This window comes from Lactococcus sp. LG1267, assembly GCF_017309545.1.
Lineage (GTDB): Bacteria > Bacillota > Bacilli > Lactobacillales > Streptococcaceae > Lactococcus > Lactococcus petauri.
Window position 1 is genome coordinate 1,576,827 of the sequence record NZ_CP071295.1, and the last position, 16,572, is coordinate 1,593,398.

10 protein-coding genes and 2 pseudogenes are annotated in these 16,572 nt (G+C 36.5%); 2 read left to right on the top strand and 10 right to left on the bottom strand.

Features of this window, described 5'->3' with window-relative positions; genetic code table 11:
* Positions 1–106 precede the first annotated feature (106 nt).
* The 3 genes and pseudogenes from J0J33_RS07720 to J0J33_RS07730 form a co-directional block, all read right to left on the bottom strand.
* Positions 107–1,411 (bottom strand): ISL3 family transposase, encoded by a 1,305-nt coding sequence (locus tag J0J33_RS07720; RefSeq protein WP_089202021.1) that lies wholly within the window; start codon positions 1,409–1,411, stop codon positions 107–109.
* Between the two features lie 140 nt (positions 1,412–1,551).
* Positions 1,552–2,754, bottom strand: a pseudogene (locus tag J0J33_RS07725) (type I restriction-modification system subunit M); the annotation flags it as partial.
* The gene (locus J0J33_RS07730) at positions 2,754–5,825 is read right to left on the bottom strand and encodes a type I restriction endonuclease subunit R (protein WP_206887376.1); all 3,072 of its coding nucleotides are present in this window, start codon (positions 5,823–5,825) and stop codon (positions 2,754–2,756) included. The pseudogene J0J33_RS07725 and the gene J0J33_RS07730, both read right to left, overlap by 1 nt.
* 185 nt (positions 5,826–6,010) lie before the next feature.
* Between J0J33_RS07730 and J0J33_RS07735 the strand changes: the two genes are divergently transcribed.
* Positions 6,011–7,122 (top strand): IS3-like element IS981 family transposase gene (locus tag J0J33_RS07735; RefSeq protein ID WP_206887377.1). Its coding sequence is split into 2 segments (ribosomal slippage): positions 6,011–6,227 and positions 6,227–7,122, totalling 1,113 coding nucleotides; the frame shifts between segments, so codons are not numbered across the junction.
* A 310-nt stretch (positions 7,123–7,432) separates the two neighbouring features.
* On the top strand, positions 7,433–8,677 hold the full coding sequence (locus tag J0J33_RS07740) for an S-layer homology domain-containing protein (protein ID WP_206921654.1): 1,245 nt from the start codon (positions 7,433–7,435) through the stop codon (positions 8,675–8,677).
* A 59-nt stretch (positions 8,678–8,736) separates the two neighbouring features.
* Here the strand turns inward: J0J33_RS07740 and J0J33_RS10960 are convergent.
* The 7 genes and pseudogenes from J0J33_RS10960 to J0J33_RS07775 all read right to left on the bottom strand — a co-directional run bounded on the left by J0J33_RS10960 (position 8,737) and on the right by J0J33_RS07775 (position 16,204).
* Positions 8,737–9,544: pseudogene (locus tag J0J33_RS10960) on the bottom strand (PhzF family phenazine biosynthesis protein).
* 142 nt (positions 9,545–9,686) lie between these two features.
* Positions 9,687–11,354, bottom strand: coding sequence for an acetolactate synthase AlsS (alsS, locus tag J0J33_RS07750; RefSeq protein ID WP_206887381.1), 1,668 nt, complete (start codon positions 11,352–11,354; stop codon positions 9,687–9,689).
* Between the two features lie 198 nt (positions 11,355–11,552).
* Positions 11,553–12,794 carry a tetratricopeptide repeat protein gene (locus J0J33_RS07755; RefSeq protein WP_206887383.1) on the bottom strand — a complete coding sequence of 414 codons (1,242 nt, stop codon included), beginning with the start codon at positions 12,792–12,794 and terminating at the stop codon, positions 11,553–11,555.
* Entirely contained in the window at positions 12,794–13,975 is a 1,182-nt protein-coding gene (locus J0J33_RS07760; RefSeq protein ID WP_019293983.1) for an AI-2E family transporter, read from the bottom strand. Before J0J33_RS07760 ends, J0J33_RS07755 begins: the two co-directional genes overlap by 1 nt.
* Before the next feature lie 116 nt (positions 13,976–14,091).
* A complete protein-coding gene (locus tag J0J33_RS07765; protein ID WP_206887387.1) occupies positions 14,092–14,709 on the bottom strand; it encodes a class I SAM-dependent methyltransferase in 618 nt (205 codons plus the stop codon).
* Between the two features lie 91 nt (positions 14,710–14,800).
* Complete coding sequence (locus J0J33_RS07770) at positions 14,801–15,427, bottom strand: ribonuclease P (RefSeq protein WP_206887389.1); 627 nt, start codon at positions 15,425–15,427, stop codon at positions 14,801–14,803.
* Positions 15,428–15,502: 75 nt separating this feature from the next.
* Positions 15,503–16,204: a Crp/Fnr family transcriptional regulator gene (locus tag J0J33_RS07775; protein WP_370629135.1), complete on the bottom strand. Its 702-nt coding sequence runs from the start codon at positions 16,202–16,204 to the stop codon at positions 15,503–15,505.
* Between the last annotated feature and the right edge of the window lie 368 nt (positions 16,205–16,572).

Sequence of the window (16,572 nt, forward strand, 5' to 3'; positions counted from 1 at the left end):
TCTCGATTTTGACGGTTTTTCTTGGCTCTTTGTCAAATCGGACTGATGAGTCGGATATATAAGATGATAAACTTGAGATTACTCTCAGATTTATCATCTTTTTTAGTTATTTAATTTTAATAAGGCCGTTTATCAAGAAAATTCTTATACGCATATTTGTAAATGAGTTGAATCCATAGGAAACTCTTTTAAGTGTTTTTATATGAGTGTTCTTAGCTTCAATTTTTCCATTGGAAAAATTATATTTAAGAGCGTTTCTAATACCTTCTTCATAGGAAATCAGATTTTCTATTTTATCTCTAAATTGTGTATCCAAGCTATCAGGTAGATTTTTCAATAGTTCGAAAAAGGAACGGTCATCTTTGTTTCTAAAGTGATACATTAATAAATGGAAAATGTCATAAGCTTCTTTTAGTTCAGAAGAAAATGAGAGTAGTCGATCAATCACCATAGATTCCGTTAAAAGATGGTACTTTGGAGAAGGAAAACTTCTCCAAGTTTTGAACTCTGAAATGGAAATATTTGTTTGATTTTTTAGAAGTAATTTCCAGTTTGATTTTAATTTATTTGCTTTTGACTTTTTCTTATTGGTAATTAATCTCTTCATTTCTCGGACTCTAAAATCATTAAAAGCGGTGTTCAAATGCTTCACAATATGGAACCTATCAATGATTAATTTAGCAGTAGGAAAGACATTTTTAGTTAATTGAAAGTAAGCAGCATTCATATCTGTTACTAAAAATTTAACTTTTTCCCTTTCCTCCAACGGAGAGCGATTGAAGTAAGGGATTATTTTATCTAATTTCCTACTAGGTAAAATATCTACTAATTCACCTGTTTCTCCATCAGCACATATGAAGCTCATTTTATCTTCATAACTAGCGTGAGATCTAAACTCATCTACCATTAAAACTTCTGGAAAACTCCGTGGTTTAAGTTGTTGCGGGAGTTGTGATTCAACTGACTTAAGAACTCTTAAAACTGTAGTTAATGAAACGTGGCATTGTTTAGCTATAAATGTCATAGAGATTTTCTCAGTTAATAATTCTAAAATTTTCAAAGTAATAAATTTACTGATATGACAGTTTTTTTCAACAATAGAACACTGTGCCGTCCAATTGTGCGAACAGCTTTTACAATGGAATCGTTGTTTCTTCAGTTTTAAAATAGTGGGCATATTTTGATAAGAATCTAACTGAATAGTTACTTCCTTTTTTCCATTTCTAACAACTACACTTTTCCCTTCATTATCAACAATAGTTGAACCACAGTTCCTACAAGCCGAAGGCATGGGAGAATAGACTCCAAAGATAACTAAAGTGTTCTTCCCTTTAATTTTATATTCCTCCGTATTTGTTAAATCTAAATGTTCATCTGTAATTCGTAGCATTTTTTTGATATGATTATTCAAGACATGTCGTCCTTTCTATCTTAGATTTTTGGTCGTACTTAAATTTTACTAGATAGACGACATGTTTTATATTTAAATAAACTAAAAAAGGACTGATGAATCAAAATTTGATTCATCAGTCCTTTAAATTATAGAGCCTTTTTCTTGAGGATAATCACCGTGGTTGGAATACTTGTACCATAAAAAATATTAGCAGGCAAGCCAATAACAGCATCAATTGCCCCCATCTCAAGAAGAGCTTTACGAATGACTCCTTCCGCTGCTCCGCGGAATAATACACCATGTGGTAGAACAATTCCCATTGTTCCGGTATCTTTCAAATGGTAAAACCCATGGAGAAGGAAAGCAAAGTCTGCTTTTGATTTTGGAGCTAACTTCCCGTAACGCTCGAAACGTGCATCAGATAAAAATTTTTCAGCAGCTGACCATTTTGCAGAATAAGGCGGGTTCATGACAACTGCATCGAACTGGTGTGGCTCTTCTGTTGGCCAGTCACTATCTAGAGTATCTCCATTTTTAAGGCGCATTCTTCCTTTGTCGATACCATGCAAAATAAGATTCATTCGTGCTAAGTTGAATGTTGTTGTATTCAACTCTTGACCGTGATAATGTATCTTTTCTTTATCGTGCACAAAGTTACGTATGTTGAGCATCAATGATCCTGATCCCATAGTCGGGTCATAGATATGAAATGGCGCTCGAATTTCTTGACCAATGGAAGTAATTTCTGAAATAATACGTGATACAGACTGAGGGGTGTAAAATTCTCCGGCTTTTTTTCCTGCTCCAGCAGCAAATTGCCCAATTAAATATTCATAGGCGTCTCCAATCACATCGCCATTGTGTTCAAAAAGATCGATTTCGTCGAGTGCACGAATCACTTCTGTTATTGTCACATTGCGTTGCTGATCATTAGAACCTAGCTTAGTAGAACTTAAATCAATATCTGCAAAAAGTCCACTAAATTGCTCTCCTTGACGTTCTAAGTCATTAAACCCGGCTTGCAAATCTGTTAAGCGAAAATCATAGGCATCCGCTGTTTGACGAAAATGATAAAATAGTTGATCTGGTGCTATGAAATAGCCACGTTGTAGACGCATAATTTCTTCAAGATCTTCTTTATCTTCCTTATACCATTCTTCTAAAATTTTATATTGTTCACTACGTGGTGGAAAGTTAGTTGTTTGACCATTTTCCTGCTCATAAACTTCACGTAATTCTACATCTGATAGGTATTTATAAAAAATTAATCCTAAGAGATAGTTTTTGTATTCGCTGGCATCCATTTTTCCTCGAAGGATATCCGCTGATGCCCAAAGTTGGTTATTTAGTGTTGTTGACATTAAATTTCTTCTTTCAATTTTTGTAAACGTGTAAATACGTCTTTAAGAACGTTCTCCATAACTTTTGTCCGACTACGGTATTTTTTTCCTGTTTTTTCTTCAAATATACCTTTTGATAATGTCATATTATCAACAATACTTGCAAGATATGGAATTTCTGTTTTTTCAGGTTGAAATTCATTAAAAGCTGATTTCACAGATTCTTCCGGAAGAGCATAGTTAATTGATTCCTCCTGAAGCTGATTGTTTATTTCTTCATTAAACATCTTATACTTAATTTCTTTAATATCTACTTCTTCAGGAGAGCTTTTTATCTGATGTTTGATTTTATGGTAGATAGGCTGTACCATAGGATCTTTTAATTTAATTTCTTCATCAAATTTTTCCTCGGCACCTTCCATATCTTCTTGAAGGTTTTTTAACAATTGGTTGATATAGAAGCTGTCAACTTTGTCTTCGTGTGTAGCATTTAATTGTGAAGAAAATTCGATATCTTGTAGTAATTCATCAATATCTGGTTTATCTCCATCCGAATCTTCTAATTCATGCTTGATCTCTCCACGTAAATTTTCTGCATTACCACGATAATCGTCCATTTTTTTATCAAAACTTGTAAATTGTTCTATTTCATCTTCATATTCGTCATAACTCTTTAATGCCTTATAAACTTTTTCCATTTTTTGAAAAGCTTTAAGTTTAGCGATTTTCCTCTTCAAATCATTTGGATTTTCTTCCAATTGATTTTTTGTAGTTTGATAAGCTTTACGTACTTCTTCAAAATTAGCTTTTACTGTTTGATATTCTGGTGGAATGAGTTCTTGCCAATTTTGTTTTTCATTTGAAAAGAGTCTAAATGTTTCTTCTACATTTTTTTTCATGGTAGCAGGCTTTCTAAAAGTAACAATCATCCCATTATCTTTACCTGGATAAAGTCTATTTGTTCGAGAAAAGGCCTGTAGCAGCTTTTGATAGTTCATTTCCCTATCAACGTAAAGTGTTTGGATAGTTGGCGCATCAAAACCGGTTAATAGACGGTCTACCACAATAACTAAGTCAAGCCATTGCCCATCTTTTTGATATTGTGCTTCTTTTCTGGCTAAACGTTTATTAATATTTTGGTTGTAAAGCTTTTCATCTGTATAAGCTGCTTGATCATACATTTTACTGTACTCTTTCATGATCTCAAGCAACTCGTCGTCCTGTTGATTTTTCTCAAGTTGATCAGGGTTTGTAGAGAAAGTAATAGCTACACGTGGAAAATCCTGATCGATAAGTCTTCGCTTATCATCAAAATCTTTACCATAAAATAATGTCCCTTCTCGTTTCATCTCCTGCAATTTATGATATATTCTCTTAGCTTGCGCTATTGAGTGAGTTGTTAGAATTGCGGACATTGTAGGATAGCCATTTTGGACGTTAAACTTTTTTACCAAGCTGCGGCGAGTGAAAATCTTATGAAGCATGGCTTCTATGTGTTTTGGGCCTTCATAGATATCGCTTTTAATAAGTTTTTCTTGATCAATACGCTCGCAAGGGACTTCCTCTGTCATTTTTGCGAGAAGAGCTTCTTGTTCATCCTGGTTTAACAAGGAATGATATTCAACTTGAAAATTCAGTACAGCCCGATCGTCCATTGCATTTTTTGTTGTATAAGCATGCAATAGATCACCATATTGCTGTGCTGTGGTTCGAGCAAAGGTCCCATTTTCCTGTTTCTTGTTATCTTCAAAAATTGGCGTACCTGTAAGCCCAAACCAAGTAGAATTTGGAAAAAGTTTTTTTATCTTTTTCATTTCTTCATCACTGACTGCTCGATGTGCTTCGTCAACAATGAAGACTATGTGTTCACTTCTTAATTTAGCAAAACGCTCTGTACCTTTCTTTTCTGTTTCATATTTTGCTGCACGCATAGCTGCAGAGAGTTTTTGTATGGTCGTAACAAGAATGGTATTGTTATTTTTCTTCGATAACAGACTTCTGGTAAGCTGATGCTGATTTTTAATCCCGACAATTAAAGTATTAGACTTTGCTGTTCCACTTGTCTGCCCTGTATGGAATTCAGAAGCAAATTTTGTGAATTCATCTTGTGTCTGTGCATCCAGATCTGTCCGGTCAACCACCATAATCGTACGATCTACACCTGTTGCATTCTGTGCCAATAGTTTAGTTGCTACAAAACTTGTTATGGTTTTCCCCGAACCAGTCGCATGCCAAATAAAGCCTCCTTTATGTTCAGCTGCTTTTTTTCGGATTTCTTTTATCGCATGAATTTGGTAAGGTCGTAAAACCATCAAAAATTTCTGACTCTTTTGGTCATCAACCAAAACAGTATACTGGCTAATAAGTTCATGGGCAGCAGGTATTCTTAGTACTTGACGCGTAAAATCAAAAAGATTATCTACTGCCACATTCTCTGCCGTCCTCCAGTTAAACAGAAATTTTTCCATACGTCTGTATGCTTGGACTGTATTTTCACTTGGTCGAGCAAAATACTTTGTTTGTACCTTATTTGAAACAATAAAAATCTGTGTTGTCGCATAGATACCATCAAAAAAGCCATCTAAGGCATAGCGTTCTATTTGACGATAAGCTTGCATATAGCCATCTTTTGCAGACTCATTTTTTAGCTCAACATGAATAATTGGCAAGCCATTGATTAACAAAGTAACATCTCCTCGAGTTACTTTATCTGTCGCTGGGACAATTTGATTTACAACCTCGTAAGAAGAAATACCTCCAGCTACATCTTTATTTCTAAAAAATTCTATAACAATTTTAGAGGTATCTTCACGCTCTAAAGAAATTTGAGCAACACCATTTTCTCCTCGTAACCATTGTGAAGCTTGAAAAGGTGTTGCAGTTAAACGGCCAAATTCTACTTTTATCCGTTCAAACTCCACATCCGTTAATGGAGTACCAGCAAGTTGTGCCTGATTTATACGATTGAGATGCTTTCTAAGATTTTGCCATAATGCAGATTCTGTACGAATATCTTCACGATATCGCCACTGATTTTCTGCCTCACTCAAAATATGTATAAACTGATTTTCAATTTCTTTTTCTGCAGTCATAAGTTACTCCTACTTGTTTATCACTTCCTTAATTATAACAAAAAGCACAAATAAAAGCCCTCAAAGAAAGGACTTCTAAACATTATTTAAAATTGCATTGAGGAAAAAATAAATTAAAATATATAGTTGATGTTATCCTTAAATCTTAGAGTCACTATTGTATAATTTAGACAAAGGACAAAAACATGAAAAAACGCTACTCAAAAGAATTTAAAGAAACCCTTATCGCCTTCTATCATTCTGGTCAATCCGTCACCCAGCTGTCTAAAGAATACGACGTGGCCCCTGCAACAATTTATAAATGGATAGACCTCTACTCTAAATCTAATGAAAGCTCCGTCTCTAAAGCTGATTTTCTAGAATTAAAAAGACAACTGGCTAAAGTTAAGGAAGAACGAGACATCTTAAAAAAAGTATTGACCATATTCGCCGAGAAAAAGAAGTGAGTGCTGCGGATATGGCTCAAACCATACAAACTTTAGCACTCAATGTCAGACTAAGCTGTCAACTCCTTGATGTTCCTGAATCAAGTTATTATGAACGGATTAACCGATATCCATCTAAAACTCAATTAAGGAGACAATACCTGTCACTCAAAATTTCTCAACTCTTCAATGCTAACCGAGGAATCTATGGTGCTCCTAAAATTCATCATCTTCTACTTAAACAAGGGGAAAAAGTCGGGTTAAAACTGGTACAGAAGCTAATGAAGCAACTTCAACTCAAGTCTGTAGTCATTAAGAAATTTAAGCCTGGATACTCACTAAGTGATCACATCAATCGAAAAAATCTCATACAGACTGAACCTACAAAGAAAAATAAGGTTTGGTCAACCGACATTACTTATATTCCTACTCAACAAGGATGGGCTTATCTCTCAACCATTATGGATCGTTATACTAAAAAAGTCATTGCTTGGGATTTGGGCAAGCGAATGACTGTAGAATTAGTGCAAAGAACTTTAAATAAGGCCATTAAATCACAAGACTATCCAGAAGCTGTTATTCTTCATTCTGACCAAGGAAGCCAGTATACGAGTCTAGAGTATGAAGAGTGGCTTAAGTATTATGAGATGACTCACTCTTTCAGTCGAAGGGGATACCCTTATCATAATGCCAGTCTTGAATCTTGGCATGGACATTTAAAAAGAGAGTGGGTGTATCAATTTAAATATAAGAACTTTGAAGAAGCCTATCAGAGTATTTTCTGGTACATCGAAGCCTTTTATAATTCAAAACGAATTCATCAAAGTTTAGGGTATCTTACACCTAATCAATTTGAAAAGGTAAGTGCTTAAAATAAATAGATTAAAATTCTACGTTTGTGACTCTAAAAAATTGACTTAACGTCAAGTTTATCAAAAGCCATTATTGTAAGTGAAGGCAGATGCCTCATGACTCTCGATTTCTGTTTATTTACTTTACTATCAATTCCATTCTTATTCTATCATTCTTATGAAGAGAATGCTTTAATTCTGCTTACAATATTTATTTTAATTCAAAATTCCTTAAAAAAAACTAAATCATATGTTATGATTATAATATGCTAAAAAAGCAAACAAATAATGATTATAAGAGACATGGTAAATAAGGAGGAGATATTTTATAGTGAAAAAATATCAAAGGGTTTTAATGCTGAGCGCAGTTTTTCTGTCGTCGACGCAAGGAATAATGGTAAGTGCGAGTGAACTCACAGCCGTAAACAAGGAAGAAAATGAGCCAATAGCTTCAAGCATCGAGGAAAGTAGCACTTCAACTTCTGCAAGTACTTCTGAAACTTCAACTGAAAACAAAAGCACTGAAAATAGTGTAGTAGATAAAAGCAGCTCAAGCTCAAGTACTGAAGTAACGATAAAGGAACAAGATACAAGTGCTGAAACGGCGAAAGTAGCAAGTACGACCGAGCGTCCTGTAGTACAAGCTCGAAGTGCTGTAACTTATCAGCAACCTCTTAATAGTGGTACACTACCAAAGGTGCCGGTAAGCTTAGAAAAATTACCTATCAAGCATTCAGGCAATCCTTTTAAAGACGTTTCACAATCTTTATACAAAAATTACATTAGCTGGATCTATAGTCGAGGAATTACCACAGGTTATACACCAACGACTTATAATCCAGATGGTTACGTGACGCGTGGTGAAATGGCTGTCTTTCTTCATCGTCTCGCAGGAGCTCCAAGTTATAAAGCACCCTTCAATGTCTATACAGATGTCAATCAGTATAAAAACCAGATTCTCTGGCTGACAGCGACAACTGTATCCAACGGCACTGCACCCCACTACAATCCAAACGGTAACGTGACGCGAGGGCAAATGGCTGCCTTTCTCCATAGAATGGCAAAAGTTTCAGGAAATGCTCCTACCTCAGGAAAATATAACACGAAGTTCGTAGATGCTAAAAATCATATGTTTGCCAATGACATTGGCTGGTTGAGTTCCAAAGGTATCACTACGGGTTATACACCAACAACTTTTAGACCTGATGCATATGTGACACGTGGTGAGATGGCAGCTTTCCTCCAACGCTTCTATAATGTCACTTCCCAGACAAATAAACAAAATCCCTATCCTGCAGGCCAATGTACAGCTTATGTTTGGGACTATTTCAACGGAAATATTCCTCTCTATGTCGGCAATGCAAAAGACTGGGACAAATACGCTAACAGCAAGCCTACTGTCGGGACAATTGCTGTCTTTCCTCCAGGAAATCAAGGCGCAGGAGATTTTGGCCACGTCGCAGTTGTTATTTCGGTTTCTGGCTCTAAAATGAGAGTAAGTGAAGGAAACTATAACGGAGGCTGGGGCACTGAACGTGACTGTTCAACAGCCGGTGTTAAATTTATTCGTCCTTAAAATTCAAGAAAACTATACTAAAAAGTGCTGGACAAGTGTTCCAAGCACTTTTTCTATTCTTATATATCATAGTTGTGAATGACGATATTTTCTTTTTCGAGAACGGTCTGACCAGAGATTTTAACTCTTTCCCCCTCAATTCCGCAAGCAATCAAGCCACCACGATTAGAGAGTTGTTTGGCGATGAGTTTTGTTTTCTCTAACTTTTCTCCCCATAATGGTGTCAAGCGTGTATGTGACGAACCTGTCACCGGGGCCTCATCTACACCTCCATTAGGCGCAAAGTACCTCAATACAAAACCAACATCCGTACTCTTTGCTGTAATGGTAACTGCATGAGGGGCTAATGATTTAATGATAGCAATCTGTGGTTTTGCATCCTTTACTGCTGTTTCTGAATCTAACACAAGTACAAGGTGATCATTTTCCTGAGTAGTATAAACTTCTTGAATGATTGCTCTTGGGAAAGCTGTTTTCATTTTTTCAGTGATTTCCTTTGGAAAAGATGTTGACGTGGAAAGTTTAAGATAAATTGATCATTATACATGGCGACAGTTAATTTTCCAGATTTTGATTTAAAGCTTAAAAATTCACAGTCGTTTTCTAACTTCTGCTTGATGAAAGAAGCCGCCGCAATTATACCATGTCCGCACAATAAAACTTCCCTTTTAGGGCTAAACCACTGGATTTCCCATTGATTTTCTACATTTTTATAGATAAAGGAGGTTTCAGACAAGGCAATTTCAGAAGCAATCTGTTGGAGCTGCTCTTTTGGGAGTCGTTTAGTTAAGATACAGACTGCCGCAGGATTTCCTAAATTCCTAAACTCTCCTTGCCGGTGAAAGCGTTGAGGATGTCGTAGTGCATGAATTACTCCTTATCGCACTCGTTTTAATATGTACATTTATTATATACTATAAATTACAATAGGAAGCTATTTGAAAGTAAAAAACTTGATAATGACGTCATTATCAAGTTTTTTACTTATTTTATTCTTTATTTGAAGTTATCAATAAAATTCCTCAGGCAAAAGCGTATCCGCTAATTTAATATTGTCTGAGTAATCGATAGGAACATCAATAACGACTGGTCCTGTGCTGTCAGGGATTGATTCCAAGAGTTCTTTGAGTTCTTCTGCGCTGTGGACACGATAGCCTTTAGCACCCATAGCATCTGCATATTTCACATAGTCAACACTGCCGAAGTTTACACCTGACGCACGGCCGTATTTTTTCTCTTCTTGGAATTTAACCATATCATAGTGTCCATCATTCCATATGATGTGAATCAATGGCAAGTTAAGACGAACAGCAACTTCAAGTTCTTGGCCTGTGAAGAGGAAACCACCATCACCAGAGTGAGAATAAACCTTGTGTCCTGGGCGGAGCAAGCTGGCTGTAATTCCCCAAGGCAAAGCTACACCGAGTGTTTGCATACCATTTGAGAAGAGCAAGTGACGTGGTTCATAAGAACGGAAGTAGCGTGCCATCCAGATATAGAGTGAGCCAACGTCAACACTCACAGTTTCATCATCCTTAACGACTTCTTGGAAAGTACTTACCAAGTCGAGTGGGTGCAAACGTCCTTCTTCAGCTGCTTCAACATCAAATTCGTGTTGATTAATCACGTCACGCAGACCTTTAAGGTATTCAACTGAACCTTCTGGCAAATTGTAACCACGGACTGCTGGCAAAAGATTTTCCAATGTTTGAGCGATATCACCAATCAATTCACGTTCTGGTTGGTAATAAGTATCAATTTCAGCAATGGCGTTGTCAATAACAACGATGCGGCTGTCAATTTCAGCATTCCAGTTGCGTGCTTCATACTCGATTGGGTCATAACCAACAGCGATAACTAAGTCTGAACGTTTGAGCAACATATCTCCCGGTTGGTTACGGAAAAGACCGATACGACCGAAGAATGTATGTTCAAGGTCACGCGAAATCACACCTGCACCTTGGAAAGTTTCAACGACCGGAATAGAGACGTGTGAAAGTAAGTTACGCAAAGCCTTGGCCACTTTTTCATCTGAACCACCTGCACCAACAAGGATAACAGGCAATACAGCATTTTTAATCGCTTGCGCTAAATAGTTGATGTCATCAATTGAGGCATTACCCATCTTAGGATCTGACAAAGGTTTGATGGCATTCACTGAAACTTCTGAATCCGTCACGTCTTGTGGGATAGATAAGAAACTTGAACCTGCACGACCACCTTTAGCGATACGGTAAGCATTGGCTACTGTTTCAGAAATTGTTGATGGATCCAAGATTTCTTGCGAATATTTTGAAGCTGGCGCCATCATTTGAGCATTATCCATAGATTGGTGTGCACGTTTCAAACGATCAGCACGTTTTACTTGTCCACCAATAGCAAGGATCGCATCTCCTTCAGATGTTGCTGTCAAAAGTGGCGTTGCCAAGTTTGAAACACCAGGTCCAGAAGTAACCAAAACAACACCGGGTTCACCAGTGATACGTCCCACAGCTTGGGCCATAAAAGCAGCACCCTGCTCATGGTGAGTAATGATTAATTCTGGCGCTTTTGGATCATGCTCCAGGCGGTCGAATACGCGGTCAATTTTGGCACCGGGAATACCAAAAACATATTTTACATTATGGTTAATTAAACTATCTACAACTAAGTCTGAGCCGAATTTTTTATCAGTCATTTCTTCTCCATTTCAATTAAGATTCACAATCTTCACAATCAATTTTAGCAGAAAACATTTTAATTTACAAAAATCGAGCTTGAAGAATGTATATATAGTCTGCTTTCACAAGATCATCCTGTTTAAAACGCTTACATATCTTTCTATGAAATATTACAGACTTTGTCATCTTAGTTCAATAAAAAAACCATTGCCCGATTACTCGAACAACAGTCCTCTCATTTCTTCATCTTCTGGCACGAGTTCCAGATATTGTTTTATATAAGTTTGTGCCTTCTCATTTTGTCCGATTTGCAAAAGGAAGTCAGCATAATCCTTCAAGAAATCTGGATTATCAGTCAAGGCAGTCGACAAGAGCTCTGTATAGAGCGCTTCTGCTTGTGCATCATTTTCCAGCTCTTTATGGGCTTGGGCAAATAACCACTGCGCCAAGAGATGTTCTTCTTCTAACAAATCTTCCAAGCGAATCACAGCTTCAAAGTCTGACTCGTTGAAATAAAGGTTTGCCAGAAGGAATAGTGTTTCGTCATGGAGCTCAGCAACATTTAGCGCATCCATCAAGTAACGTTCTGCAGCTGCTTGATCTTTCTGACTATAAGCCAGCTTCGAGAGAAAATGCAATAGTAAAGCCGAATTAGGGTTTTTCAGTAAGCCTTCTTGAGCCACACGGGCAGCTTCATCAAACTGACGGTCTGCTTCCAGAGTTTGAGCATAAGCTAATTCATAATTCAGTAAATCTGTATTATAATCTTCTAGCTGTTTGAAATAGCTAATCGCCCGTGCTTGATTGTCCAACTCGCTATAAAGCAAAGCAATTTTGTAAATCGTATCAGCAGTTTTATCGAACTCTAAAGACTTTTCTAAAAAGGAAATCGCATTTTCAAAATTCCCTAGATGTGCGTAGGATTCACCGATACGCTGATATGTAGATATTTTAGTTTGCTGTAGAATTTCACGTACAGAAAGCTTGGCGTAGTTTTGAATAGCTTCCTGATAGGCGCCCTGCTCGTAATAACTTTCCGCAAGTGCAAACGTAATCAGGGGAGAGTCGGAAAGTTCACGTGCTTCTTCAAGCTTGCTAATGGCCGTCTCAAAGTCGCCTTCAAACTGGTATAAATCCGCAATTTGAATCAAAGCAGCAACATAGTTTTCGTCTCCAGCAGGAATTTGATAGAGATAGTTTAAAGCATCATCAATCTGTCCATCATCCTCTGCAATCTCTGCCAGATTAATCAAGTAGTCGGTACTTTCAGGATTGTCACCCAGAATCTTATCATAGACTTGATGGCTCTCATCGATAAAACCCATCATTTGTAAATATTCTGCCAAATCCGCAAGCATTTCTTCATTATCATGCTTGAGCGCATTGCTCAAAGCATTATGCATCCCAATCAAATCACCTTTATGTAGAAAATCAATGGTATCTTCTGAATAAGACATTAGCTCTCCTCTATTTTTTCAAGTTCACTTGTATTGCCTAAATCAACAGGTTGATAAAGTTCTGAAATTTCACGGTACCAATCATAGATATGTGTGATAATTACTTTGGCTGCAGCATAGAACGGAATTCCCAGTAGAACGCCCCATAAGCCAAAGACTTTGCCGGCCGTTAAGAGCACAAAGAGAACTGTGATCGGGTGAATGCTCAACTGTTTACCTAAAACTAAAGGCGAAACAAAACGTCCTTCAAGTGTTTGTTCAATGATATAGACAATCAAGACTTTCAGCAACATGATTGGCCCACCTGTTGCTAAACCGATAATCATAGCGGGAATGATGGCTAAGTAGAATCCAAGGAATGGAATCAAGTTAAAGAGTCCAGATAAGATAGCAAGGGTAATCCCGTAACGCAAACCAATGATTGGTAAACCAATCGCAAGCATCAAAGCAACCGCAATCGCAACAATAACTTGACCACGTACGTAGTTTGCAAGTTGTGAATTCATCTCAGTCAAGATTTTTGAAGTATCTTTGCGCCAGTTGACTGGTAAAAGATGTGTGATATAGCCGTTCAAATTTTTTCCGTCACGTAAAAGATAGAAAAGCACGAACGGGAAGATAACCAGTGAAATAAAGACACTTGCTGTACGCGTAATCACATCAGTGATTGAGCTAAAGGCAGCAGTTGAAAAGTTTTTCGACCAGTCCACGATATTATTCCCAAGGGAATCCATGAAATCATCCATTTGTGGGCGGAATTGCTCAAAGTGACGATTGGTCAAGAGTTTATTTACTTCTTCTTGTGCTTGTTCGACATAGTTAGGCACGTGCTTAGAGAAACTCGCCACACTATTGGAGATAGAAGGAATGGCGTAAGCCAAGCCCCAAACCAACAATCCAGCAATTAGAATAAAAAGCACAATAATACTGGCAATACGCGGCACACGTTTCTTTTCGAGATAATCAACAATCGGATTAAGCAGGTAATAAAACACAGCTGCTAAAACGACAGGTAATGAAACAATGGTCAGAAAATCTGCAATTGGTGCAAAGATAAAGTTGACTTTGCTGAGTAATAGAATATTAAGTAATAAAAGCAAGACAACCAAGAGTGCCGTCACGACTTTATTATTTACAAACCATTTGAAAAAAACAGAGGCTCTAAAATTTTGTTTTTCCATAGGATTTTTCCCCCTTCTAATGTGTAAAATACTGTTTAAATTATAACATAATCCCTGTAATATTGACATTGACGGGTTTTCGTTTACATAATTTTATTTATATAAAAAAACTGTATTCACAGCTTTTGCAGTTCATAATATTGAATTTGCAGAAAAATTTTACGTTTCACAATTTTCCAGCCCTTTTCTTGAAAGAGATTTACCAGCTCTTGAGGTTGATAAACTTTGACATCCCCTTCAATTGAAAAGCGATTCAGACGCCAATTGTAAAGCTTTGTCACTACAGGGATATGGATTTCTGCAATCACCAGTCTACCGTCCTGTTTTAACAAACGAGCGGCTTCTTCTAAAAATCGATCGGGATGAGGAAAGTGATGAAAACTAGCCGAACAAGTGATAATATCGAAATTATCCTTCGGAAACGGAACAGCTTCCGCGCTGCCTTGATTAAACTCAAACTGCGGATAACGTTGGCTGGCAATCTTAATCATTTCAGAAGAAATGTCTAAACCTGCCCCGAAAATCTTGGTCTGCTTGCTAAGCATGGACAGAAGTGTACCATTGGCACAACCAATATCAAGGATACTGGCATCTTTGGGCACTTCCAAATGTTTGACAATAAACATTTTGAAAAATGAAGCAAGCAAGCCGTCAAAAGAACGGTCAAAGCGCTGGGCGATATTGTCATAGAATTTTTCGGATTCTTTTTCGTAGTTATGGTTTTTGTGTGGCATTTTTGGGTCCTTCTTATCTAGAATAAAACTATGATTAATATTTAGAATTAGCTGGGGTATGAGACTTCTACAATATGCTTCATTTCTGTATTTATTTTTTAGTTTCTTCATAATAAGGCATGAGTCCATCAAACACTTTCGCTATTCTATCAATTAATTCTTCAACCGTTTGATTTTTAACATATGGAACATCTTGTTTGATCAAGACCTTCCGAAACTCACCTTGTTCTACCTTTTTCATCAGCATCATTCTATTTTCTTCATTTCCTTCAATTTTATAGCTTATGCCACTATTCTGGGCAAGGTAATAAGAAGGTGCGGTTATGGGACAGTTTAGGACCTTCCTTTGCTGAATTAAACTTTTTTCTGATTTTTTTCTTTCAATAAAGCTAACTTCTACAGAGACACCAAAGTCATTGTAATTACCATATAGGCGAATTGCCAGAGTAACTTCATCGATATCATCAGATGGAAAACGATAGTAGCACCAAAAATGTGGCCGACATATTTGTGCCTGATTCATCCATTGACTAACTCGCTCTGCTTCAAATGGTTTTACCTTCTCAGCTAGAAGCTGACTTATTACTATAAATTCTTTTCTCGCAGACTGTGCTAGTTCTCTTAAATCAAGCATAGATTGAGACAAAACACCTGCCTTTTCAGGTTTGATATATTTCTTTTCCTGATACAAAAAATATTGATTTACATTTTCAAGCATTTTTACTCTCTCTTTCTTTTATGATTATTATTTTGACCATGTATATTTGGTATTGCTTATTTTAGGATTATGAGATTAAGAATACTCATCTTCCAAACGTTCGTAGTCTAATATTTTAATTTTTTTATTCTCACGCTCGATAAGACCTTTACTTTCCAGTAGTTTCATCTTCCGGCTAAGTGTCTCAGGAGTTGTTCCAATAAATGTTGCTAAATCTTTAGACTTCATAGGAAGTTTAATTAAATTACTTTTATATGACTTCGACAAATCCATTAAGTAGTTTACTAAGCGTCTACTTACATCTTCCATCATCAAAAATCTAGTTTGGTATTCTATTTTTCTCTCTTTTTCAGCATTAATCTGCAATAAGCTCAAAGAAAGTTGAGGATGAGTGAGTAAGAGGATCGTGAACTCTGATTTGTTCAAAAAACAGATTGTTGAGTCCCTCAATGCCTCGCCATAAAGACTATCGTTTACCACACCAAAAATCTCTTTTTCTCCTTCATATCCTCCTGGTTCGACTACCCGTAAAAGTTGCTCCTTGCCCGTCGAAGAAAGTTGATACATTTTTATTTCTCCTTTAGCAATAATTACCAATTTAGGATCTCGACTCATCGGGTTAATCACCACTTCTCCCTTTTTAAAAACTTTATGATGTACTATTTTTTCAACCTGAGCAAGGTCACTTGAGCTAAGAGAGGCAAACAGGGGAACTGATTTTACACAGTGGTGATTGCTTAATTGTTCTTCTGAGTATTCTGATTTATTCATTTTCATCCTTTTTATTATGTTGTTAACTTTTTAGGATTGCTTGCCTATTAAAAAAATTTTGGCAAAGAGTAAAAAATGCTTGATTTCCGTGTTTTTCTAAATGATAAAGAAGTATTAAACAGCACTAATTTTAATTTCATCATTTTTCAGATAATCCTTTAACTTAAGTCATCACTTCAATTAATTGTAATAGAATTTACAAAACACTTTGCTCTGATTTTATCATATTACAAGGAAATAAACCTAAATTCTATATAAATAATGGATTCTAATTATATTACTCTGTTAGGAGTCGTATATTGTTGAATGTTGAGTTTTATATGCGTAATATTTTATAACAGTAAATCTTTCTTTAATAAAAAAGCATCACCTGT

Bases quoted from the DNA above. Each gene is read 5' to 3' on its own strand.
- J0J33_RS07770 (WP_206887389.1), bottom strand. From the start codon at position 15,427: ATGCTTGAAAATGTAAATCAATATTTTTTGTATCAGGAAAAGAAATAT.
- J0J33_RS07755 (WP_206887383.1), bottom strand. From the start codon at position 12,794: ATGTCTTATTCAGAAGATACCATTGATTTTCTACATAAAGGTGATTTG.
- J0J33_RS07775 (WP_370629135.1), bottom strand. From the start codon at position 16,204: ATGAAAATGAATAAATCAGAATACTCAGAAGAACAATTAAGCAATCAC.
- J0J33_RS07730 (WP_206887376.1), bottom strand. From the start codon at position 5,825: ATGACTGCAGAAAAAGAAATTGAAAATCAGTTTATACATATTTTGAGT.
- alsS (WP_206887381.1), bottom strand. From the start codon at position 11,354: ATGACTGATAAAAAATTCGGCTCAGACTTAGTTGTAGATAGTTTAATT.
- J0J33_RS07760 (WP_019293983.1), bottom strand. From the start codon at position 13,975: ATGGAAAAACAAAATTTTAGAGCCTCTGTTTTTTTCAAATGGTTTGTA.
- J0J33_RS07765 (WP_206887387.1), bottom strand. From the start codon at position 14,709: ATGCCACACAAAAACCATAACTACGAAAAAGAATCCGAAAAATTCTAT.